This is a genomic window from Desulfuromonas sp. CSMB_57 (assembly GCF_020194955.2).
Lineage (GTDB): Bacteria > Desulfobacterota > Desulfuromonadia > Desulfuromonadales > Syntrophotaleaceae > JAFCIY02.
On sequence record NZ_JAFCIY020000031.1, the window covers coordinates 45,379 to 66,884 of the forward strand.

The following is a 21,506-nucleotide window of genomic DNA, read 5'->3' on the forward strand; positions in this document are numbered from 1 at the left end:
CAATGATGTCTCAATATCCTGTGCATGGGGAATAAAGAGAACCGGTGTCCAGGCGCAGCAGCGGCAATTCCCAATCCCTGGCAATGGCCTTGGCCATCAAACTCTTGCCGCACCCCTGAATGCCAAGCAGCAGGACGCCGCGCGGGGGATCGATACCGAAACCTTTCGCCTCCGCTGAGAAAGCGCCCTTTCTCAATCCCAGCCAGCGTTTCAGGTTTTTCTGGCCGCCGATACCCTCGAATTGCTCCTGCCGGGGAAAGAAATCGATGAGGCCGGATTTGGAAATCTTCTGCTTCTTGGCATCAAGAACCCGCGGCAGGTCATCGGCCGCCAGCTTGCCATCATGAACGATGGCTCGGGTCAGCACCCTTTCGGCTTCATTGAGGGTGAGGCCCTGCAGATTCTGCACGAGTTGCCGCCCGGTGGTCGAATCCAAGTCGACGACGATCTTGCGGCGCCTGGAGATATCGCGCACCACTTGGAGCACGAGTTCCCTCAGGTCCCCGGCGCTGGGGAGGGAGAGATCGAAATACACGACCTCCTTGGCCAGTTCAGGTGGGATATCGAAGGAAGGAGCGGTGAGAATCAGAGATCTCCGTTTCTGACGGAAACCTTGGCAGATGTCCCGCAATTTTCTCACCGTAATGGGATCGTCAAGAAATCGATGGAGGTCCTTGAGCAGGTATATTGCCGCCAGCGAAGAGGAAGATACGAAGCCAAGCACCTCCGACACGGTCTTGGTATTGTATACCGGATCCGGCTCTCCGAACCGCGTCAGCCCCTCGGTCGTCACCCAATAAAAGAAGGGCAAGCCCATGCTTTGCGAAACGCGGTTAAGCAGTGCTTCGGCCCGAGCCTCTTCGTGGGTTTCGATACAAATAATGGGATACTGGGAGTCTATAAGCACTTCGAGATCGTTGAAACGGTCCATCACCATATCCTTGAACGATTTTTTTCTTGGCCGAAAAGAAGCCCGGGACCAGCGACAGGAAGGAGAGCTTGATTAGACTGGCGATGCATCGAATGCTGACCAGCCGACTGCTTGCAGGCGATTCAGCTTAAACGTCATGTGGGGCGGGCATCCGGCAACAGTTTGATATTGAGGCGGCCCCAGCTAGCCGTCCTACTGAATGCCTTGCTTACCAGCCACCTCCCTCCCCTGCCCTATCCTTTCGGTTCAGATGCCTCTATAGCGAGGGCCGGGTCGATTCAGGCCTGAATACGAGGTCATCTTCATCCGATTCGTCAGAAGGCCCTTCACTCCAGATCACGTAGCTTGAACCTATTTTTTCATAGCCATAACCATACCCATCGAAGGGATCGACGGGAGGCTCTGAATCGGGCCGAAATATCTTCCAGGCGGCATGCACCACATCATAATTTTCAGGCACCTCGCCGGTTTGAAGCCGATATTTTTCGATGACGGTGTTCAATTGCTCCATGTCTGACCAAGCCTGGCGAGTCGCTTCGGCAATTTGCGCAGGAGATAACCCATGCACCGCAGACGGGTGAGGGAGTTCTTCCGTATCGGCAAAATCCGCGTTCGCCTCCTTGATGGCATTGATCCACTTGGGCATCATCACGAAAGAACCAACCAAGGGAGCGACAACAAGACAGCCAAGGAGCGCGACTGCACCGATGGCGCCACCCAGTCGGGAGTTTTGATTCGCGGCAAGCGAAGGATCCACGGCAACGATACGATCCGCCAGGGGCGGATGGGTCGAAAGCCACCGACCCAGGGTCATCCAGGTTGTGTTGAGATCGTTTCCCTGATTGGCAAAGGCACCGAGGTTGACCTTCGGCCCGTTGACACCCCCGGCGGCAAGAATGCTCATTCCGACCAGCGCCGCTCTCCGATCCTGACAGACGGCAAACCCGTAGCGGTCGCAAGTATATTCACGAGCCCTGAAGTAGGCGCTACCGAGAAAGGGAATGAACATTCCAGGCAGGAGAAACCATAACCCTTTCAAATGACCCGCCTTGAGATGGCCGAGTTCGTGGGCAATAATCATGTCACGAGCCTCCGCATTGTCGCCACAGGCCTCGATCAGATCTGAAAACAGCACAACAAAATTGGAGGAGAAAAACTTGGTGGCCAAGGCATTCAGGGTTCCACCGGCCTGCATGACGTAAACTGTCGGCGCTGCCTTCAAGCCGACACGTCGCGAAAGATACTCTATCCGTTCATAAAGCTCTGGCATCTGGTCCGGCCCGATTCGTACGGCACTCCCTCGCAGATGGGCGATAAAGGCGACATGGGACACAAAAAAGAAGATACCGAGCATCCCGGCATACACGAGCCCGACAATAGACAAAACCAAAAAAATCCAGCAGGCTATGGCACTCAACAGAACCAGAACGAATAAAGGTGTCTCAGTGGGCCACCTTTGAACATTAACCGCATCGTTTACGATTTCATTCGAATCCATCATTTCATCTCCCTTTGATCCTGCCGCGAAGGAGCGGGACACCAGGCCATATCTAGAAACATGCGAACCACCTAATTGTGTGCGTCAGGACTTCCTCTCGGATGCTTTGGATCTGTGCGATCTTGATGGAGAATCATATGGATAAGGGCAACACGATTCCCTCTATTATCTTTTCTTTCCTCAACATCGCATGGCTTGAACCCAAGCTTTGAATACAGCAACAATCCAATAACATTCATATTGAAGCAAGAAATACTAACATGTCTGGCTTTATACTTCGATAGTGCGGTCTCAATCATACATTCAATGAGATAGCGCCCTACGCCGTAACCACGTGATGACGGGGAAACGATGACATTTCCTATTGAACAGTTTCCGCCGAATTCCCATTTGTAGAAGTTTGCAAAACCTGCAACAACACCATCAGCTTCGACTATGGTTGAATCAGAACGCTTTAAAATTGTTTCCTGAAATTGAACTTGTGTTAATGGAAAGTCGGCCTTGGGAAATAGAAAAAACAGTTCTTCTTCGCTTTGTGGAAAGCCACACACGATCCGGACGTCGCTCTGATTAATAGGTCGATGTGTTAATCGCATATCCTGAGCAATCGATTGGTGTTGATAAGCTGGGTGAGGAAGCGTTTAAATTTTTCCGCCGTAGAACTGCCGCGAAAAGAATCCGCTTCTGATATTTTCTGGAAAAGATTAAGCCATTTTTTACAGACTTGCAATGAAAATAAGTGCATTGAATTCCATAAAGTTGGCGAATGGGGGTCGTTCGAGTCACGCTATTCAGCCTGAAAGAATCTCCTGGGGATCGATTGTCAATAGCGGAAAGGAGAGGCAAAAGCTTATCCCGGGTCGTTCCAGAGAAGAAATTCCTCTTCAACGGGTTCCATTTTTCGCCGGAGCTGACAGAATTGTTGTAGCCGGCCCTTAACCTGGTCGGTGTTCGACGGCAACCCCGGAAGGCACACGGTGTCGTACTCATTGGCAAAGCAATACAGGGAGCAGCCCATGACCCCTCACAACACGTATGGTCCCGCTCTCGAGGCGGTGCTGCTGGACATGGATGGCGTGGTCACCGATACGGCTCGGGCCCATGCCGCCGCCTGGAAAGAAATGTTTGATGAATTCCTGCGACAGCATGCGAAGGCCCGCAAGGAAGCGTTTGAGTCCTTTGATGCCAAGCGCGATTACCTGCAGTACGTAGACGGCAAGCCGCGCCACCAGGGCGTCGTCGACTTCCTTGCGGCGCGGGGCATCGAACTGCCCTACGGCAGCGAAGACGACGGTCCGCGGCAGCAGACCGTCTGCGGCCTGGCGGACAGAAAAAACCGGCTGTTTAACGAATGGCTGCAGCAGAACCGGGTTCGAACCTTTCCCGGTACGCTCAAACTCCTGCGCGATCTGCATCGGCTGGGGATTCCCGCCGCGGTTTTTTCGGCCAGTCGCAATGCCGCAAAGGTGCTGGAAAACGCGGGTGTCAGCGACCTGTTCGACATCCTCGTCGATGGCAGCGACCTGGCCCGCCTGGGCCTGCCCGGCAAACCCGCCCCGGCCATGCTGCATGAGGCAGTGAAGCGACTGGGAGTGCAATCGGCGCGAAGCGCCGTGATCGAGGATGCCGTGGCCGGGGTTGAGGCCGGCGCCGCCGGAGCCTTTGGGCTGGTCATCGGCGTGGATCGTGGCAACCACGCAGACGCTTTGCGTACCGCCGGCGCCGACCTGATCATCAACGACCTGAGCGAAATCCGTATCGGCTCGGATCGTCAAATCCTTCTCAAGACCCTGGAGAACCTGCCTTCGGCGCAGGACCGGAACAAGGAGATCCGCCGTCTTTTTTCGGGGCGTTCGCCGGCGGTTTTTCTCGACTATGACGGCACCCTGACGCCCATCGTTGCCGACCACACCAAAGCCTTGCTGGACGACGCCATGCGCACCGCCGTAACCGCGTTGGCCGAGCGCTGCCCGGTGGCGGTGGTCAGCGGCCGCGACCTGGCCATGCTGCGCAAGCTGGTGGCCATCGACAATCTGTATTATGCCGGCAGTCACGGTTTTGAAATCGCCGGCCCGAAAGGCCGGGTGACAAGCATGGAACGCGGGGTCGAGTATCTGCCGCTGCTCGACGAGGTCGAGCAGGAGTTGCGCCGCAAGCTGGCGGAGATTCCCGGCCATTCCGTAGAGCGAAAACGCTTTTCCGTGGCCGTGCATTATCGCCAGGTGGCCCGGGACCAAATCGAGGAACTCAAGGCCATCGTCGACGAGGTGTTGGAGCGGCATCCGCAACTGCTGGGTGGCCGGGGCAAAAAGGTGCTGGAGATCCTGCCCGACCTGGACTGGAACAAAGGCGAGGCGGTGCTGTGGCTGCTGGAGCAGCTGCAGCTTGACCGGCCCGATATCCTGCCGGTCTACATCGGTGACGACATCACCGACGAACACGCCTTCAGAGCTCTGGCCGAAAGCGGCCTGGCCATCGTCGTGCGCGGTGAGGAGCAGCGCCCGACGGCGGCCGATTACGCCGTCGCCGACACCGACGAGGTACGCGCTTTTCTCGCATGGCTGACCGGCATCCTTGGCGAGCCGCCGGCTTCCAGGGAGGATGACGATGACTCGCGATGAATGCCAATGGACCCTGGTCTACGACGGGTTCAATCCAGAGCAGGAAGGCCTGCGCGAAACCCTCTGCACTTTGGGCAACGGCTACTTCGCCACCCGCGGTGCCGCCCCCGACAGTCGCGCCGACGGCATCCATTATCCGGGCACCTACCTGGCAGGCGGCTACAATCGTCTGACGTCCATCGTGGCCGGGCGTGAAATCGAAAACGAGGACCTGGTCAATCTGCCCAACTGGCTGCCCCTGACCTTTCGCATTGACGAGGAAGCGTGGTTTGAGCTTGGCGACACGGATCTGCTGTCCTTTCGGCAGAGGCTGAATCTGCGGTGCGGCGTGCTGTACCGAATTCTGCGGTTTCGAGACCATCGCGGCCGTACCACGCGCTGGCAGGAACGGCGCCTGGTGAGCATGGCCAATCCCCACCTCGCCGCGCTGGAAGTCCGTCTCACTGCCGAGAACTGGTCGGGACGCCTGACGCTGCGCAGCGCCCTGGATGGCGCCGTCACCAACAGCGGCGTGGAGCGTTACCGCAAACTGGAAGGCCGTCATCTTGAAACGCTGGAAGTGAAACAGGCCGACGATGACACCCTGCTGCTGAGAGTGCAGACCAGCCAATCCCACCTGCAGGTCGCCCAGGCAGCCCGCACCTTGCTGTTTCGCAACCAGCGCCCCATCAGCGCCGAGGTGGTGATAAGACCGGGACCCGACGGCATCGTCCAGGAATTATCCTGCGACCTGCAGCAGGGTGATATTGTGACGGCGGAGAAAATTGTCGCCATGCACAGTTCCCGCGACCCGGCCATCTCCGAACCCGCCCTGGCGGCACTGCAGAGCTTGCGTCGCACCGGCCGCTTCAACGATCTGCTGGCGAAACATGCCCTGGCCTGGCGCCATCTCTGGGACGAATGCGACATCGCCCTTGAAGATCATTCCAACGGCCGGACTCTGCTCAAACTGCGGGTGCACATCTTTCACCTTTTGCAAACCGTGTCCATCCACACCGTCGACCTCGATGCCGGTGTTCCGGCGCGGGGCTGGCACGGCGAAGCCTATCGCGGCCATATCTTCTGGGACGAACTGTTCATCTTTCCCTTTCTCACCCTGCGACTGCCCATTCTCACCCGTTCCCTGTTGCGCTACCGCTATCGGCGCCTGACCGAGGCCCGGCGTGCCGCAGCGGCGGCCGATCTGCCCGGTGCCATGTACCCCTGGCAAAGCGGCAGCAGCGGCCGGGAGGAGACCCAGCGAATGCATCTCAATCCCCAGTCGGGGCGTTGGCTGCCCGACAACTCCCACCGCCAGTACCACATCAACCTGGCCATCGCCTACAATATCTGGATGTATCACCAGGTTACCGACGACCATGAATTCCTGTATTTCTACGGCGCCGAAATGTTGCTGGAAATCGCCCGCTTCTGGGCCGGTCTGGCCACCTATAACGCCGCCATGGACCGTTATGAAATCAAGGCAGTGATGGGGCCCGACGAATACCATACGGCCTACCCCGACAGCGATCCGGAGCAGGCCGGGGGACTTGACAACAACGCCTACACCAACGTCATGGCCGCCTGGGTGTTGAACCGCGCCCGGGATGTGCTGGATCTGCTGCCGGAACTGCGCTGCCGACAACTTTGCGAGCGCATCGGCCTGTGCCGGGAGGAAGTGGATAATTGGCAGGATATCAGCCGTAAACTGCGCGTGCCCTTTCACGGCGACGGCATCATCAGTCAGTTTGAGGGCTATGGTGACTTGGAAGAGTTCGACTGGCAGGGCTACCGGGAAAAGTACGGCAATATTCAGCGCCTCGACCGCATCCTCGAAGCCGAAGGCGACACGCCGAACCGTTACAAGCTATCCAAACAAGCCGACGTGCTGATGCTGTTCTATCTATTTTCCGCCGACGAACTGGCGCTGCTGTTCGAACAGCTCGGCTATCCCTTCGATCGGGACACCATTCCCCGCAATGTCGCCTATTATCTTGAACGCACCTCTCACGGTTCGACCCTGAGCCAGATCGTCCATTCCTGGGTGCTAGCCCGCACCGACCGCCAGGGCTCCTGGCATCTGTTCCAGACCGCCCTCGACAGCGACATCGGCGACATTCAGGGAGGCACCACGGCGGAGGGCATTCACGCCGGCGCCATGGCCGGCACCATCGATCTGATGCAATGCTGCTACCTGGGCATCGAAATGCGGGCCGACATTCTGCATTTTGATCCGGTGCTGCCGCAGGACCTCACCTGCGTCAGGGTACGACTGCGCTACCGGCGCCAGGTTCTCGATGTCACCGCCAACCACGAAATGCTGCAGATTTCCAGCCTCGCCTTCACCACGGACACCATTACCGTCGCCTATCGCGGCCAGTATCGGCAGATCGCCCCCGGCGGCCGCCGTACCTTTAACCTGTTCGTCCCTTGCCGGCAGGCCGAAAAAGAGCAATGTCCATTGTCGAAACAAGACCAAAAATGAAAGTTCTGGCCAGCTATGGTCAAGTCTACTTCTGACATCCTCCAACTTTGACTCCACCTGCCCGATCAACGTCTTCAGCACTGGATCTTTTTCGGCTTTACAATCAATCTTCAAACTGCCTGAGAAACTGCACGTCACTTTTTCGGAAATGAATACATCAATGAAGCCCATACTGTCCAGGTTGAGCATTAACATCATACGACGCGCATCGAGACCTTCGTTGGGAACGAATATCATGGTCGGATATCGCTGGAAGCATATTTTTTGCAACACCTCGCAGAATGCTAAAAGAAATTATTACTAAATAATAAATCTCATTTATTAGAAAAAAAGTCCACCTCGAAAGCGAGATGGACTTTTCTATATTCTATCCATTTTAAAAGAATTAATAATATAGTTTAAAAAGCATACCTCAACCCAAAAAGGATGTTGTGAGTTTTATATTCATCAAAACTGGCTGGGAAACCAAGGTTAAAACTGGGTTTTTCCGTTCCAAAAAAACGATATTGAACATCCAAAATAAGATTGTGATTCAATGCATAGGCTATTCCAGCCATCAATTGATAGGCAAAAACGTTGTCATCGTCGCTAACATTAATATCAGAAATATCAAAATCGAGGTTGGCAAAACCAATGCCGGCCCCAAGAAAAGGACTGACTTTTTCGTTGGGCAAAAAGTCATAGAAAACATTTCCCATCACGGTAAAGGCCGACATATCTCCTTTAAAACCAGCCGACGGAGATCCTGACACACGAATCTTGTCCACATCATTCATTTTATAGCCGATTTCCAACTCGGTACGAATACCATTCAAAAAATCGTAACCAACCGCTGCCGCTAGTCCGAAACCTGGATCAAAAGAAAACACAACCCTTTCATTGAACTCCCTGTCAAAAAGATCGTAATCTTCCAAAAAAACGACTCCGATGTTGCCTGAAACATATGGTTGGCCAAAGGATTCCGCACAGAACAAGCAAACCAAAACCATGGGGACAAACAAGAAAACTAAACCATTTTTCATGACGCTTCTCCTTTCCCTACGCAAAAACAATTTTTCTGCGCAAGAGAAGTCCGCCAGAAAGCCATTTTCCCTGAGGGTGATTAGCCATCCCATGTCATGAGATTTGGCGCCATGGTGAGCAGATCACAATAGGACGGCGTCCCTCTTTCCTCCGGGAACGGCTTTTGGAGGAACGGCCAGAAGAAAGATTCGACTTACCTCTTGTCGACTCTATCATGCGAACCATGGCTGTCAATTTTTCGACCAAAATTTTGCCAAATACTTTAATACTGTTCAATATCCCAAGGGAAAGGAGCGCAGCCAAAGGGATCCTGCCTGATTCGCCCGGCCCTCCCTCATTACCGCGCCATCAGAGCGAAAACCCCCCATCCAAGGTATTCACGTGTGTAAGCGGCATGGCGTTTTGGCGCCGTGGTCAGTTGAGTTCGAACCTCTTTCGCCAAATCGTCCTCGGGATTCGCCTCGAGCCATCGACGCATGGTAAGCCACTTGGCAGCCTCGTACCTGTCCCAACCTTCCTGGTCAGCCAAAACCATTTCCACAACGTCGTAACCCAGGTTGTCGAAAAAGGCGAGAAGCTCAGGAAGCATGAGGAAGTCAGAGATGGCATGGGCAAAACACTGCCTGGCAACGTCTTCCGTCGGTGGCAACTGCCGCCAGTAGGGCTCTCCGATGAGGATGACACCGTCGGCGCCGAGGCTCTTCGCCAAAAGCTCGATGGTGCCGGCCACTCCCCCACCGATCCACGTGGCACCGACACAGGCAGCCACACCGCACTTTTCGTCGGCTACATAGCCGGTAGCATCGCCATGAATGAACTCGACTCGATGGGCAACGCCAAGTTCTTCAGCCCGGAGCTTGGCTTGTTTGCTGAACAACTGACTCATGTCGATACCGACGCCGGTAATTGCGTAATCGCGTGCCCAGGTGCACAACATCTCACCCGAACCACTGCCTAGATCGAGCACGCGTGTCCCCGGCTTTAAACGCAACACGGCACCGAGAGTGGCGAGCTTTTCTGACGTGAAAGGATTATGGATGCGATGAGCACTTTCGGTGATGTTGAAGATCCGTGGAATATCCAATGTAGAAAATCTCCTTATAGATATAAATAGATTCGGTCGCCGTAAAAAAGGTCAGACCTACAGGGGTCCATTCTACTTAAATCTCGACCGTTTTTGGCAGCGCGAACGTCATCAGGCTGCCCTGCGTCCAGCCCCCCTCAACTGAATCCTCCATTTTGAAGCAACCCGTTTCGCCTACAAGATCCTGCAGTCAGCTTCTCTTTGACACCCAAGACCGTTTGATCTAATCTAAACGCTGCTCTCAAGAAAGCAAATTCTTATCATCAATGCAAAACTGTCCTAATAGTTGGGAAATTATTCGTTGCGATTGGGTTGGGGTGATAGGGTTCGCTGCGTGAGAGAAAAAAAGGACAGATCCGCCGACGTGGCAGCGAAACCATCGACATCCTGGTTTGGCCGCTTGCAGGCTTGGAAGCCCCGCTGGTTGATCGTCGTGGCCGGCTTGGTCACTGGGATATCCATCCTTTCCTATGGCTTGCGACAGATGCTGATCGCGGGGGACGAAACGACGATTTGGATGTTCGGGTTGTTCCACTTTGCCGGTTATCTTTTCTTTATCGTTTCCCCGGTGGAAATCCTGTTTGCGCGCATGGTCGAGTTTGATCATGGCCTCGGTCTGTTGTGGGTGGTGGCGGTTGGCACGGCGCTGGTCGGACAGGCGATCGATTATCTGATCGGATACGCGTTCAATGACACCGTGATAGACAATGTCATCGGGGAAAAGAAGTATCGACGTTACTATAAGCGTATTGAAAAATATGGCGGAATGACCATCTTCTTCTTTTGCCTGTTTCCATTATCTTCGCCCATTGTCTTGTTAGTCGCGGGCATGATGCGATATCCGGCCCGTTGGGCGATGCTTTTAAGTGTAGTTGGCCTGTCGATAAAATATGCCGTGATTGGATACCTGGTCCTTTAAGTTCTGCAGAGCCAAATGTCAAAGCTACCAGAGCCAAGTGTCAGTACAGAGCCAGGTCTCTGCGAACCGCCCGGTGCGGACCCGCATGCCGGATGGTGTGGGGCTGGGGGTTAAAAATCCCCGGCTACCCGATTAGCTGTTCAATTCCTCGTCCAGAAGAAATTTGCGTAACAGCATTTCTTCTCTCATGACGTGAACAATTAAAACAACACCGTTTTCTTGACGGTAAAATATTCGGCATGGCCTGACAAAGACTTCACGATAAATCGAGTTTGGAACCTCGGGGGGTACATGGCCCGAATCCGGAAACTGCCCAATCCGATCCACGGTTGAAAATATTCTCTTAACAAGCCCTGCGGCAGCTTCCGGTCTATCCAAAGCGATGTAATCAGCGATTTCCTCCAATTGATCCAGCGCGGGATCCGTCCATACTATTTCAGCCACTTCCGCATCCGCTCTTTGGCCTTCTCGTGGGAGGTCGTCCTGTCCTCCAGAATTGCCCTTTCCCCCTTGGACAATCCTTCCAGCAGCGCTAGCCTGCGCTGCATGAATTCGTAATCCTGAACATCGACCAGGTAAGCGGATGGCTGGCCGTGCTCTGTGATCAGGACCGGTTCCTTGCTCTCATGCAGATCAGCAAGGATTCTAGTCGCTTGACGCTTCAGATTGGTTACAAGCTCTACTTTCATGGGTTACCTCCCTCAAAGTGCCACTATAGTATCACTTTGGTCGGTTTATGACTACCCTAGCAAGGCACGGAGGCCAATTTTGACAGCTAACGTTTGGCGTGACCTGCGCGGCGCACTAGTTCCCGAGGGTCGGACCAAGCTAATCTATTGAATTTTCGAGTAAAACATCCAAAAAATAGCTGTTATTTGCGCTTAAACTGCTATTTTCAGGCCCAAAATCGGCACTGTAAGCTTCAGATTCCTCTCGCAACACGAAACGGCTAGCTTCCTGCCGCTCAACTTTTCTCCCAACACCCTTGATTCCAAGCCGAGCCTTTATCTCTTCAACAAAACCGACGCTACCTACGGCAATACTCTCAGTCCAGCAGCTTTCTCGTTGATTTCTGTCATTGTCAATGGCCTCTTGGATCCACTGACGATACTGCTCGGTAAAATGTTCGGAATCTGAGATGCCGCAAAGCTCCCTTAGATACGGCATGTCAATCAGGCCGTACCGTTCGGGGGGATTCTGGATTTCGTTATACCCGCCCATTTCCCATTCCGACGGGTGGGATACCACACCGGCGCGAACCATATTGAGATCGATATAAACAAGGCAGCGTACCAGGTGGTCGCTCTGCTCAACGGCGGTGGCATGATAGCGGTCTTCCCAGTAAGCTCCTTTACGTTGTTTCCGTTGATTGAATTCCTGAGCAGTTCTCCCGGCAATCAATTGGAGACTTTTGGCGATGACATTCGGGCCACTATCGACGACCAGCATATGGATATGGTTGGAGGTCACCACGTAGTTCAAAATTCTCAACCCAAAGCGTTTCTTGGCTTCGAAGAGCCAGCAAAGCCAGCGCCTACGGTCCCTGGCAAATTTCAGAAGAAATTCCTTTTTGTGGCAACGGTGAGTAATGTGCCACACCTGCCCCGGAATATGATGTCGATTTGCTCTTGCCATCCTTAGAGACCCATTTTTGCGGGTGAAAACAGGGCTTTAAGCCCAAAAACAGGGCCTATTTGGCCAATTAATTTCGATATTTCAATAGCTTGGCTTGGTCCGACCCCCAGAGTTCGGAACCCTTATTCCAAAGATCAGTGCCAAATTGACGGGCTTCATGAACAATGGATTGAGACGACCTTTCAGGTCGTGTCAAACCTTATGGGTTGGCATCTTGCTGCTCGGAACGAAAAAGAGGATGGTTCGAGTCGAAATAATGTGTCTGACAAACGCAACATCGCAATATCGTTCCGTCTATTTCCGATACTCACCCGCATCGTGGTGCATAGCCGCTTGAATGCTAAAATCTCTCTTTCACTTTCAAGCGTCCCCCCGGACATCCCCGGGACATGGGTAAAATCGAGATCGAAGCGTTCCTCAGTCACTTGGCAACACATGGCCAGGTTTCTGCGACCACCCAACGCCAGGCCCTGAACGCTCCCTAGCCAAGCGAAAAACTCCCAAACCCGACTTCCCCGGCCTGCCAAACTGCTGTTATATTGCGCCTATGAAAATTTTCGTCAACAATTTAAATCTTTGTCGATAGCAAAAATTTTTCAACAAATTATCGAGCCTTTTTGGAAGGAGCAATTTCAATTGTCCATCACGGCCCATGTTCGTTGACTAAAGTAATCCATTGGATTATATTGTATGACAGAATCCTTGATTACCATTGCAGAAACAGGTGAGTTCATTCGCCGAGGCAAGCATCTCATCAACGATGAGGAGCGCCAAACACTTGTCATCTACTTGGCAGAGCACCCCGAATCCGGGGCCCTGATTGAGAATACCGGAGGAATTCGAAAACTTCGCTGGGCCAGGGGTGGCAAGGGAAAAAGCCAGCCTTTCCCAAGAGGAAAAAAAGCAACTTCGCCACCTGGTAGATCTGCTGAAGGAAGCCAACGGCGTTTAGGAGAAAACATGAGCGAGCTATTCGAGAGCATCAAGCAAGGCCTGGATGAAGCCATTGCCCATAGTAAGGGAGAGATATGCGAGGTACGCGTATTTTCGCCACAGGAAGTGAACGTAAAGGATGTCCGCCGAAAAACGGGATTGACCCAGAATCAGTTTGCAGCCACCTTCGGTATCAGTGTGGCCACCTTGAGACATTGGGAACGCGGTGACCGCAAGCCCCATGGACCGGCCCTGGTCCTGCTGAATGCCGCCGACAACGACCCCGCCGGCTTACTGCAGATTCTAAACCGGTGCGACCGGATGAAGGAAAGGGATCGAGGCCGGTTGGAGAATACCTCTGGCGCCTGAACCGGAAATGGAATTTGTCACCCACATCGCTACCCCAAAACGCAAAACAGCCACCCGGCAAGAATGCCGAGTGGCTGTTTTGGTTTATGGCGGCCCCGGCGCGATTCGAACGCACGACCTACCGCTTAGGAGGCGGTTGCTCTATCCTGCTGAGCTACGGGGCCGGAAACGGGCTGTCATCATAACTGCCGACCGCAGGCGGCGCAAGCCTTTTCTCGCCCCTCCCCGGCTTCCCGCCGGCCATGGAGAGGGTGCCGGCGGCGTCAGAACTTGAGCAGGCTGAAGACCTTGCCTTCCGGCAGTTTCTTGCGGCCGCTGAGGAACTCCAACTCCGCCAGAAAGGCGCATTCCACCACTTCGGCGCCGAACTGCTGAACCAGGTCGACCACGGCGGCGACGGTGCCGCCGGTGGCCAGCAGATCGTCGGCCACCACCACCCGATCGCCGGGCTTGAAGGCGTCTGCATGGATTTCCAGGGTGTCGGTGCCGTACTCCAGATCGTAGCTCTTCTGCACCGTGCGGTAGGGCAGCTTGCCGGGCTTCCGTACCAGGGTGATGCCGGTACCGAGCTTGTAGGCCAGGGCCGCGCCGAGGATGAAGCCGCGCGCTTCGACGCCGACGATCTGATCGATGTGCTGCCCGATGTAGCGGTGGGCGATGAGGTCGACCATGCGGTGGAAGCTTTTTGCGTCCGCCAGCAGGGTGGTAATGTCCTTGAAGACAATCCCCTTCTTGGGGAAATCCGGGATGTCCCGGATGGCATTTTTCAGATCCTCCACGTCCAGCTTCCTTTCGCTCATAAACGGCTTCGTCCTTGGGTGAGATGGGCCGGGCCCGTTATCGATGTTTGGCGAGTTCCCGGTCCAGCGCGGCCTGGCCGGCGGCTTCTTCCTCTTCCATGATCTTGCGCAGTTTATCGAGACTTTTGGCTTCGATCTGGCGGATGCGCTCGCGGGTGACGCCGAAGCGGCGACCGATGGTGTCCAGGGTCTGCGGTTCCCGGTCCTCCAGACCGAAGCGCAGGGCCAGGATTTCGCGCTCGTTCTCGGACAGGGTCGCGAACCACCGGCTGACATGGTCGAACTTGTTGAGATCCTCGATGAGCACCGCCGGGTTGTCGGCGTTGGTATCCTCGATGGTGTCGATGAGGCTGTAGTCGCGGTTTTCGCCCATGGGATGCTCGATAGAGTAGGTCTTTTTAACCAGCACCATGAGGCGGCGGATGTAATGCGGCTCGACGCCCATGGCGCCGGCGACCTCTTCCACCTGGGGCTCGCGATTGTACTGATGCACCAGTTCCCGGCTGATCTTGATGAACTTGTTGATGTCGTCGGAGACATGCACCGGCAGGCGGATGGTGCGGCTTTGGTTGACCAGGGCGCGCTCGATGGACTGGCGGATCCACCAGGTGGCATAGGTGGAAAAACGGCATTCCTTGCTCAGCTTGAAGCGCTCCACGGCCTTGATCAGGCCCATGTTGCCTTCCTCGATGAGATCGAGAAACGGCAGGCCGCGATTCATGTAGCGCTTGGCGATCTTCACCACCAGCCGCAGGTTGGATTCGATCATCCGGTCGCGGGCCTTCATGTCGCCCTGGGCGATTCCACGCGCCAGTTCCCGCTCCTCTTCGGCGGTCAGCAGCTTGCTCTTCTGGATCTCCTTCAGGTAAAGCTTGATGGCGTCGTCGGAATGGCTCTCCTCAACCTCTTCCTCCTCGGGTTCCTCCTCCACCACGGCTTCCGCCTCCCCCAACTCTTCAACTAGTTCCTCGTCGGATTCCACGAGTGCTTCGTCCTCTTCTTCGGGTTCGGTATCGAAACACGGATTATCAAATTCGTTGCCGACTCTGCTCATGGTTACGATTCTCTCCTTCTGGAAGGACCGCCTGCGGGGTCCGGGGCCTCAGCGCCTGACAGCCGGCAGGTAGTTGGTGGGATTGAGAGCTTCCTTGCCACGACGAATTTCAAAATGCAGCCGCCCCTGGTCCTGCCCCGGCGGGGTTCCGGCCAAGGCGATTTTCTGTCCCTGACTAACGAAGGTACCGACAGCCACCAGGTTCTTCTGGTTGAAGCCGTACACTGTAAAAAAGCCGTCATCATGATTGAGAATGATGAGATGGCCATATCCCTGAATGCCGTCCCCGCTGTAAATGACCTTACCCGCCGCCGAAGCCTGGATGGGACTGGCCAGGGGCACCGCGATCTCGATGCCCTTGCGACCGCCATGACCCTGCTCGCCGAAGGACTTGACCAGGTTGCCGGAGGCCGGCCAGACAAATTGTCCCGCCCTGCGGGCCGAGGCCGCGGCGGGCGCTTCGGCACCGCTGTCCCTGGCCGGCGGGGTGCGCGACGGGGTTGGAGCGGCCGGCCGCGGCGCGGGGCGCGCGGGCGGCTTGGCGGGAGCTGAGGCCACCGTGGCCGGCACGGTACGCATGTCCCGGGCGCCCGGGATGAGCAGCCGCTGTCCAGCGCGCAGGCGCGTCGGATCATCGATGCCGTTGATGCGGGCCAGGTATTCCGCATCGACCCCGTAGCTGCGGCTGATGCGGTAGAGCGTCTGCCCCGGCTGTACCGTATGATACACGCCGCGGGGCGGAGCGCAAGCACCCAGCCCCAGAATCAGTACCGCCGGTCCGACCAGCCGCCGAATGCTCCTGAGGGAGAGCCGGTCGCCGCAAGCTTGTTGGAGGCGGAACAACATCCTAAAACCTTTTCCGACACGGCAGACCCGAAGGAGCCGGCGTCAGGCTGCGTGGGCAAAAAGCAGGAAGCCGCCCACCAACATTACCATAAACGCAAGCGTCAAATAATTGAAATACTTTTCTATAAAAGCTCGAATGGTGGCGCCATACAGAAATATCATGGTCGCCAGCAGATAGAAACGCAAACTGCGGCTCAAAACCGAAGCCAACACAAAAACCGGGAAATTGATGTCGAACACACCGGCACCGATGGTGATCACCTTATAGGGAATCGGGGTAAAGCCGGCGGTAAACACCACCCAGAAATCGTAACGGGCGAAAAGCTCCTGCACCCGGAGAAATCCCTCTTCCGTAAATCCTGGAACATACTGGAAAAAATACCCGCCCAGGGTTTCCCAGAAGCCCATGCCGATGCCGTAGCCGCAGACCCCGCCAATGACGGAACCGAGGGACGCCAGCAGGGCGAAACGGAAGGCCCCGGCAGGAGCCGACAGAGCCAGGGCCAGCAGCAGCACATCCGGAGGGATGGGAAAAAAGGAGGATTCCGCCAGGGCCAGAAAAAAAAGGGCCGGAGCCCCGTAGGGAGTTTCAGCCCAGCTCAGCACCCAGTTGTACAATCGGCGCAAGCAGTGCACGGCCTAAACCTCTTCCTCTTTCCAGCCTCGCTGGCCGACCAGGGGCACAAAACGGCAGTCGAGGAGGTTTTCCTCGCTGAACCGATCCAACCCGACGCGGATCACGCGCTTGAGTACCTGGCTGGTCCGGTTGCCGACGGGGATCACCAGGCGGCCGCCGATGGCCAACTGATCCAGGTATTCGGAGGGAATATCGGGGGCGCCGGCGGTGACCATGATGCCATCGAAGGGCGCCTCGTCCTCCCAGCCGATGGTACCGTCGCTAAGCTTGATGTTGACATTGCGGCAGGCCAGCTGATCGAGGGTGCGCCGCGCCCGGCGGGCCAGTTCCGCCAGCCGCTCGACACTGTACACCCGCGACGCGAGTTGCGCCAGGACGGCGGCCTGATAGCCGGAGCCGGTGCCGATTTCCAGAACCTTCTCGGTGCCCGTCAGCTGCAGGGCCTCGGTCATGTAGGCCACCATGAAGGGCTGGGAGATGGTCTGTCTTTCGCCGATGGGCAGGGGAAAGTCGCTGTAGGCCTGACTCCACAGGGCTTCCTCGACAAACAGATGGCGCGGCACCCGCAGCATGGCCTGGATCACCCGAGGGTCCTTGACCCCGCGGCGCACGATCTGCTGTTCAACCATCAACCGCCGGGCTATGGAAAAGTCCATGAAAAAGCTCCTTCAGGGCTGGACAGCGGCAAAGAAGTCCGCTGCCGTTTCGTCCTTCCAGGCCTGGAGACCGGCGAAGGAACGATAATTGGTCAGATCCAGATGCAGCGGGGTCACGGAGATGTAGCCGCTGTTGACGGCCCGGAAGTCGGTGCCGTCCATATCCTCGTAGCCGGGCTCGGCCGCCCCCAGCCAATAGTATTTGCGACCACGAGGATCGGTTTTCTCTACCGCCAACTCGCCAAAGATCCGTCGGCCCTGCCGAGTCAGGCGCATGCCGAGGGGCGTCCCCGGAGGAACGTTGACATTCAACAGGGTATCCGGCGGCAGCCCTTTGCGGAGAATCATGGTAGCGATGCGGCAGGCGCCGGCGGCGGCATGGGCAAAGCCGTCGATGTGCCCGGGATTGGCGGCCAGGGACACGGCCATGGCCGGGATACCCAGGAGGGTGCCTTCCATGGCCGCGGACACGGTACCCGAATAGGTGATGTCGTCGCCGAGATTGGCGCCGTGGTTGATGCCCGAGACGATGAGCTGCGGCCGTTTGGCCAGCAGGCCGTGCAGGGCCAGATTGACGCAATCAGCCGGTGTGCCGTCGACGGCGAACCGGCCCGGTAGCAGCTCCTCGGCGCGCAACGGCTTGTGCAGGGTGAGGGCCCGGCCGATGGCGCTGCGCTGCCGGTCCGGAGCGACCACCACCACCTGGCCCAAGGCCTTCAGCCCCTCCGCCAGGGCGGCGATTCCGGGGGCATGGATGCCGTCGTCATTGGTCACCAGGATCAACAAGGAGTCCTCGCCCGGGTCAAGGTCGGCTGGACGGCGGGAACGGTCCAAGGCACGGGCTCACTTCAGGGGATCTTCGGAACGGGAAACAGAAAATGATTGGCGAAGGCGCAACAGATCGTCGCGAATCTCGCCGAGCAGTTGCCGGTCGGTTTTGGCCGCCTGCGCCTCGGCGGCAGGGTCGCGCCGCGCACTGCCGCGCCGGCCAAGAAGCTTCTTGGCACCGGCGATGGTATAGCCTTGCTGATAGAGCAGTTCTTTCAGACGCAGGACGAGTTCGACGTCCTGGCGCCGGTAGAGCCGCTGGCGGCCCTGGCTTTTGGCCGGGCTGATGGTCTGGAACTCGCTCTCCCAGTAGCGCAGCACATGGGGCTTGACGCCGGCCAACTGGGCGACCTCGCCGATTTTGAAGTAGAGCTTGTCAGGAATCGGCACGTCCATCTTCAGTCAAAGCCGACAATTCCAGCTCCTGGCCGTTGATCGCCGACTTCAGCACCTGACTGGGTTTGAAGGTCAGAATCCGCCGGGAACTGATCTCGATTTCATCCCCGGTCTGGGGATTACGACCGCGCCGCGTCGCCTTCTGCTTGACGACGAAGTTGCCGAAGCCGGCCAATTTGATCTTTTCACCCTGCTCCAGGGTGTCCTTCATCAGATCAAAAACCATCTCGACGATGTCCGCGGATTCCTTTTTGGAAAACCCGGTTTTCAGATACACTTTTTCAACCAGATCCGCCTTGGTCATAGAGCCATCCCCCTTAAACCACAGATACTTGAATTCACGCGTTTTTTTATAACACAGCGTATCTGTCTAAGCAACCGTTTTTAGCGCACTTCGGCGCCGAGACGGTTACCGAGGGCCGCAAGCAGCTTGTCATGGGCCCGCTGGATGTCCTCTTCCGTCAGGGTGCGCTCCGCGCTGCGGTAGCGAACCCGGACCGCGAGGCTCTTTTTCCCCTCGGGAATACCCGGTCCCTGGTAGACATCGAACAGGGCGAAGTCCTCGACAATCGACGTCCGGACGGCCTGCAGCACCTCCAGGACCTGGCCGGCGGTCACCGCTTCGGCCACCAGCAGGGCGCTGTCGCGGCAGACCTGGGGGAAGCGGGACAGGGGCATGAAGCCGCCCGCGCCGCCGGCGGCGGCGAACAACTCTTCCAGATCCAGGTCCAGCAGATAGACCGGCAAATCGATGTCATAGCCTTCCAGGATGCGGGGATGGACCTCGCCCAGGGTGCCCAGGGCCCGGGTGCCGGCCTGAATCCGGCAGCTCTTGCCGGGATGCAGGAAGGGTTCCTCGGCGCCGGCCAGCCAGCCGAGTTTTTCGACTCGGAAGCTGTCCAGCAGGGATTCGGCCAAGCCCTTGAGATCGAAAAAGTCCACGTCCGCGCGCTGCTGGGACCAGCCTTCGGCCTCCCGCCGTCCGCACCAGACGGCGCACAGGCGCCATTTCTCCTCGGGAAGCTCCTCCCCGGCCCGCGGCAAAAACACCGGCCGCACCTCGAACAGCCGCAGATCCCGGCCCTGGTAGGACAGGTTGCGGGCCACGGTTTCCAGCAGGCTGGGTACCAGGGTGGTGCGCAGCACCGACTGTTCTTCGGTCAGAGGATTGAGGATGGTCACCGGATTGCGGCGCACATCGTCGGCGGCCAGGGCCAGCCGATCCCAGGACGAAGGCGCGATGAAGGAATAATTGATGGCCTCGCTGAAGCCGGCCGCGACCAGGTGGTTGCGAACCTGAACCACGGACCGCAGATGGCCGGCGGGACGCTGGCAGAGCATCCGGCTGACCGGCATGGTGGCCGGTATCTGCTCATAGCCGTGCAGTCGGGCAATCTCTTCGATGAGATCGATTTCCCGTTCCAGGTCGGGTCGGAAGGCAGGCACGTCGACCACCAGGCGCTCGGCATCCTGTTCCTCGGCCAGTTGCACCCCGAGGCCGATGGAGCGCAGGCAGCCGAGCATTTCCTCCAGGCTGAGCCGGGTGCCGAGCAGGGCGTTGGCGCGCTCCACGGACAGCACCAGGCGGCGCTCCCGATAGGGTTCCGGATAGTTGTCGATGCGGCCGCGGTCGATGCAGCCGCCGGCGACCTGCACGATAAGGGCCGCGGCCCGATCCAGGGCCACCGGCACCATGGCCATGTCGGCGCCGCGTTCGAAGCGGTGCGAAGCCTCGGTGCGCAGGCCGAGACGCTTGCTGGTGCGGCGGATGGTCAGGGGATTGAAATAGGCGCTTTCCAGCAGAATGTTGACGGTTTCATCCCGGATCTCCGAATTTTCCCCGCCCATGATGCCCGCCAGGGCTACCGGCCCTTCGGCATCGCAGATCATCAGATCACCGGCGGTCAGCAGTCGCGGTTGGCTGTCGAGGGTCACGAAGGTGGATCCCGGCTCGGCCTTTTTCACCACGATGCGGCCGCCCCGCAACAGATCGAAATCAAAGGCGTGCAGAGGGTGACCGAGTTCCATGAGCACCAGGTTGGTGACATCGACGACGTTGTTGATGGAGCGCTGACCGATGGACTCCAGGCGCCGCACCAGCCAGGCCGGTGACGGACCGATGCGCACGCCGCGAATCAGCCGTGCCGCGTAGCGCGGGCAGTGGGCCGGCTCGTCGATGGTCACGGAGGTCAGAGTGTCGATGCCGGCCTCCCCTTCGGCCAGTTCGGTCTGCGGCACCTGCAGGGGCCGACCGGCCATGGCGGCCACCTCCCGGGCGACACCGATGATGCTCAGGCAGTCGGGACGGTTGGGGGTCAGGCCCAGCTCATAGCGGACATCCTTCAGGCCCAGGGCGGCGAAGACGGGCCGGCCCAGGGGCAGTTCCGACGGCAGAATGAGAATGCCTTCCGATTCCTCGGCCAGGCCCAGTTCCTTTTCGGAGCACAGCATGCCGAAGGATTCCTGGCCGCGAATCTTGGACTTCTTGATCTTGAAATCCCCTGGCAGGACCGTGCCTACCTGGGCCAAAGCCACCAAGTCACCGGTTTTATGATTGCGCGCGCCGCACACCACCTGCAGCACTTCGCTGCCGGTATCGACCTGGCAGACGGTCAACCGATCCGCATCGGGATGCGGGGCCACTTCCTTCAACCGCGCCACGATGACCGAATCCAGCCCCTCGCCGAACCGCTCCATGGCATCCACCTCGAGGCCGGCCATGGTCAGGCGGTGCGCCAACTCATCGGCGTTGAAGGTGAAGTCGACGTATTCTTTCAACCAATTATAGGTGACAATCATGATTCATTTCCCT

Annotated in this window: 22 protein-coding genes and 1 tRNA gene; 5 read left to right on the top strand and 18 right to left on the bottom strand. The window is 57.2% G+C overall.

Translation table 11 applies throughout. The features are described 5' to 3' along the window. Positions 1-10: 10 nt before the first annotated feature. The 3 genes from JQN68_RS09755 to JQN68_RS09765 all read right to left on the bottom strand — a co-directional run bounded on the left by JQN68_RS09755 (position 11) and on the right by JQN68_RS09765 (position 3,025). On the bottom strand, positions 11-931 hold the full coding sequence (locus JQN68_RS09755; RefSeq protein ID WP_249621158.1) for a Ycf46 family AAA ATPase: 921 nt from the start codon (positions 929-931) through the stop codon (positions 11-13). Between the two features lie 256 nt (positions 932-1,187). Then, a complete protein-coding gene (locus JQN68_RS09760; protein ID WP_249621159.1) occupies positions 1,188-2,432 on the bottom strand; it encodes a M48 family metallopeptidase in 1,245 nt (414 codons plus the stop codon). Positions 2,433-2,500: 68 nt separating this feature from the next. Beyond that, positions 2,501-3,025 carry a GNAT family N-acetyltransferase gene (locus tag JQN68_RS09765; protein ID WP_225072258.1) on the bottom strand — a complete coding sequence of 175 codons (525 nt, stop codon included), beginning with the start codon at positions 3,023-3,025 and terminating at the stop codon, positions 2,501-2,503. Between the two features lie 420 nt (positions 3,026-3,445). On the opposite strand from JQN68_RS09765, the gene otsB reads away from it, so the two are divergent. Next, a complete protein-coding gene (gene otsB / locus JQN68_RS14880; protein ID WP_249621160.1) occupies positions 3,446-5,050 on the top strand; it encodes a trehalose-phosphatase in 1,605 nt (534 codons plus the stop codon). Continuing rightward, positions 5,037-7,514: a glycoside hydrolase family 65 protein gene (locus JQN68_RS14885; protein ID WP_225072256.1), complete on the top strand. Its 2,478-nt coding sequence runs from the start codon at positions 5,037-5,039 to the stop codon at positions 7,512-7,514. Before otsB ends, JQN68_RS14885 begins: the two co-directional genes overlap by 14 nt. Before the next feature lie 398 nt (positions 7,515-7,912). On the opposite strand, the gene JQN68_RS09780 is transcribed toward JQN68_RS14885, so the two are convergent. Together JQN68_RS09780 and JQN68_RS09785 are read right to left on the bottom strand one after the other, a co-directional pair. Beyond that, positions 7,913-8,536, bottom strand: a complete 624-nt coding sequence (locus JQN68_RS09780) for an outer membrane protein (protein WP_225072255.1) — start codon at positions 8,534-8,536, stop codon at positions 7,913-7,915. A 338-nt stretch (positions 8,537-8,874) separates the two neighbouring features. Further along, the gene (locus JQN68_RS09785) at positions 8,875-9,621 is read right to left on the bottom strand and encodes an SAM-dependent methyltransferase (RefSeq protein ID WP_225072254.1); all 747 of its coding nucleotides are present in this window, start codon (positions 9,619-9,621) and stop codon (positions 8,875-8,877) included. Between the two features lie 334 nt (positions 9,622-9,955). Between JQN68_RS09785 and JQN68_RS14755 the strand changes: the two genes are divergently transcribed. Beyond that, positions 9,956-10,540, top strand: a complete 585-nt coding sequence (locus tag JQN68_RS14755; protein WP_225072253.1) for a DedA family protein — start codon at positions 9,956-9,958, stop codon at positions 10,538-10,540. Positions 10,541-10,672: 132 nt separating this feature from the next. Here the strand turns inward: JQN68_RS14755 and JQN68_RS09795 are convergent, their stop codons facing one another. From JQN68_RS09795 to JQN68_RS09805, 3 genes are all read right to left on the bottom strand, one after another. Next, a complete protein-coding gene (locus tag JQN68_RS09795; RefSeq protein ID WP_225072252.1) occupies positions 10,673-10,984 on the bottom strand; it encodes a type II toxin-antitoxin system RelE/ParE family toxin in 312 nt (103 codons plus the stop codon). After that, the gene (locus JQN68_RS09800; RefSeq protein ID WP_225072251.1) at positions 10,972-11,229 is read right to left on the bottom strand and encodes a type II toxin-antitoxin system Phd/YefM family antitoxin; all 258 of its coding nucleotides are present in this window, start codon (positions 11,227-11,229) and stop codon (positions 10,972-10,974) included. The genes JQN68_RS09795 and JQN68_RS09800 overlap by 13 nt, the downstream gene beginning before the upstream one ends. A 139-nt stretch (positions 11,230-11,368) precedes the next feature. Beyond that, complete coding sequence (locus tag JQN68_RS09805) at positions 11,369-12,175, bottom strand: transposase (RefSeq protein ID WP_225072250.1); 807 nt, start codon at positions 12,173-12,175, stop codon at positions 11,369-11,371. Between the two features lie 389 nt (positions 12,176-12,564). On the opposite strand from JQN68_RS09805, the gene JQN68_RS09810 reads away from it, so the two are divergent. Continuing rightward, the gene (locus JQN68_RS09810) at positions 12,565-12,660 is read left to right on the top strand and encodes a phage integrase N-terminal SAM-like domain-containing protein (RefSeq protein WP_225072249.1); all 96 of its coding nucleotides are present in this window, start codon (positions 12,565-12,567) and stop codon (positions 12,658-12,660) included. Positions 12,661-13,135: 475 nt separating this feature from the next. Beyond that, the gene (locus tag JQN68_RS14760) at positions 13,136-13,477 is read left to right on the top strand and encodes a helix-turn-helix domain-containing protein (RefSeq protein ID WP_349632312.1); all 342 of its coding nucleotides are present in this window, start codon (positions 13,136-13,138) and stop codon (positions 13,475-13,477) included. A gap of 87 nt (positions 13,478-13,564) precedes the next feature. Here the strand turns inward: JQN68_RS14760 and JQN68_RS09820 are convergent. The 10 genes from JQN68_RS09820 to pheT all read right to left on the bottom strand — a co-directional run bounded on the left by JQN68_RS09820 (position 13,565) and on the right by pheT (position 21,493). Then, positions 13,565-13,641, bottom strand: a tRNA-Arg gene (locus JQN68_RS09820). A 99-nt stretch (positions 13,642-13,740) separates the two neighbouring features. Further along, positions 13,741-14,256, bottom strand: coding sequence for an adenine phosphoribosyltransferase (locus JQN68_RS09825; RefSeq protein ID WP_225072266.1), 516 nt, complete (start codon positions 14,254-14,256; stop codon positions 13,741-13,743). Positions 14,257-14,314: 58 nt separating this feature from the next. Further along, positions 14,315-15,331, bottom strand: coding sequence for a sigma-70 family RNA polymerase sigma factor (locus JQN68_RS09830; RefSeq protein ID WP_225072247.1), 1,017 nt, complete (start codon positions 15,329-15,331; stop codon positions 14,315-14,317). 48 nt (positions 15,332-15,379) lie between these two features. Further along, positions 15,380-16,177 carry a peptidoglycan DD-metalloendopeptidase family protein gene (locus JQN68_RS09835; protein ID WP_225072246.1) on the bottom strand — a complete coding sequence of 266 codons (798 nt, stop codon included), beginning with the start codon at positions 16,175-16,177 and terminating at the stop codon, positions 15,380-15,382. 42 nt (positions 16,178-16,219) lie between these two features. Next, positions 16,220-16,813 carry a YqaA family protein gene (locus JQN68_RS09840; RefSeq protein ID WP_225072245.1) on the bottom strand — a complete coding sequence of 198 codons (594 nt, stop codon included), beginning with the start codon at positions 16,811-16,813 and terminating at the stop codon, positions 16,220-16,222. Between the two features lie 3 nt (positions 16,814-16,816). Then, complete coding sequence (locus JQN68_RS09845; RefSeq protein ID WP_225072244.1) at positions 16,817-17,470, bottom strand: protein-L-isoaspartate(D-aspartate) O-methyltransferase; 654 nt, start codon at positions 17,468-17,470, stop codon at positions 16,817-16,819. A 12-nt stretch (positions 17,471-17,482) separates the two neighbouring features. Then, the gene (gene surE / locus JQN68_RS09850) at positions 17,483-18,256 is read right to left on the bottom strand and encodes a 5'/3'-nucleotidase SurE (protein WP_225072243.1); all 774 of its coding nucleotides are present in this window, start codon (positions 18,254-18,256) and stop codon (positions 17,483-17,485) included. Positions 18,257-18,313: 57 nt separating this feature from the next. Beyond that, a complete protein-coding gene (locus JQN68_RS09855) occupies positions 18,314-18,694 on the bottom strand; it encodes a MerR family transcriptional regulator (RefSeq protein ID WP_225072242.1) in 381 nt (126 codons plus the stop codon). After that, positions 18,675-18,998: an integration host factor subunit alpha gene (locus JQN68_RS09860; protein ID WP_225072241.1), complete on the bottom strand. Its 324-nt coding sequence runs from the start codon at positions 18,996-18,998 to the stop codon at positions 18,675-18,677. The genes JQN68_RS09855 and JQN68_RS09860 overlap by 20 nt, the downstream gene beginning before the upstream one ends. A gap of 80 nt (positions 18,999-19,078) precedes the next feature. Then, positions 19,079-21,493 carry a phenylalanine--tRNA ligase subunit beta gene (gene pheT / locus JQN68_RS09865; protein ID WP_225072240.1) on the bottom strand — a complete coding sequence of 805 codons (2,415 nt, stop codon included), beginning with the start codon at positions 21,491-21,493 and terminating at the stop codon, positions 19,079-19,081. Positions 21,494-21,506: the final 13 nt, after the last annotated feature.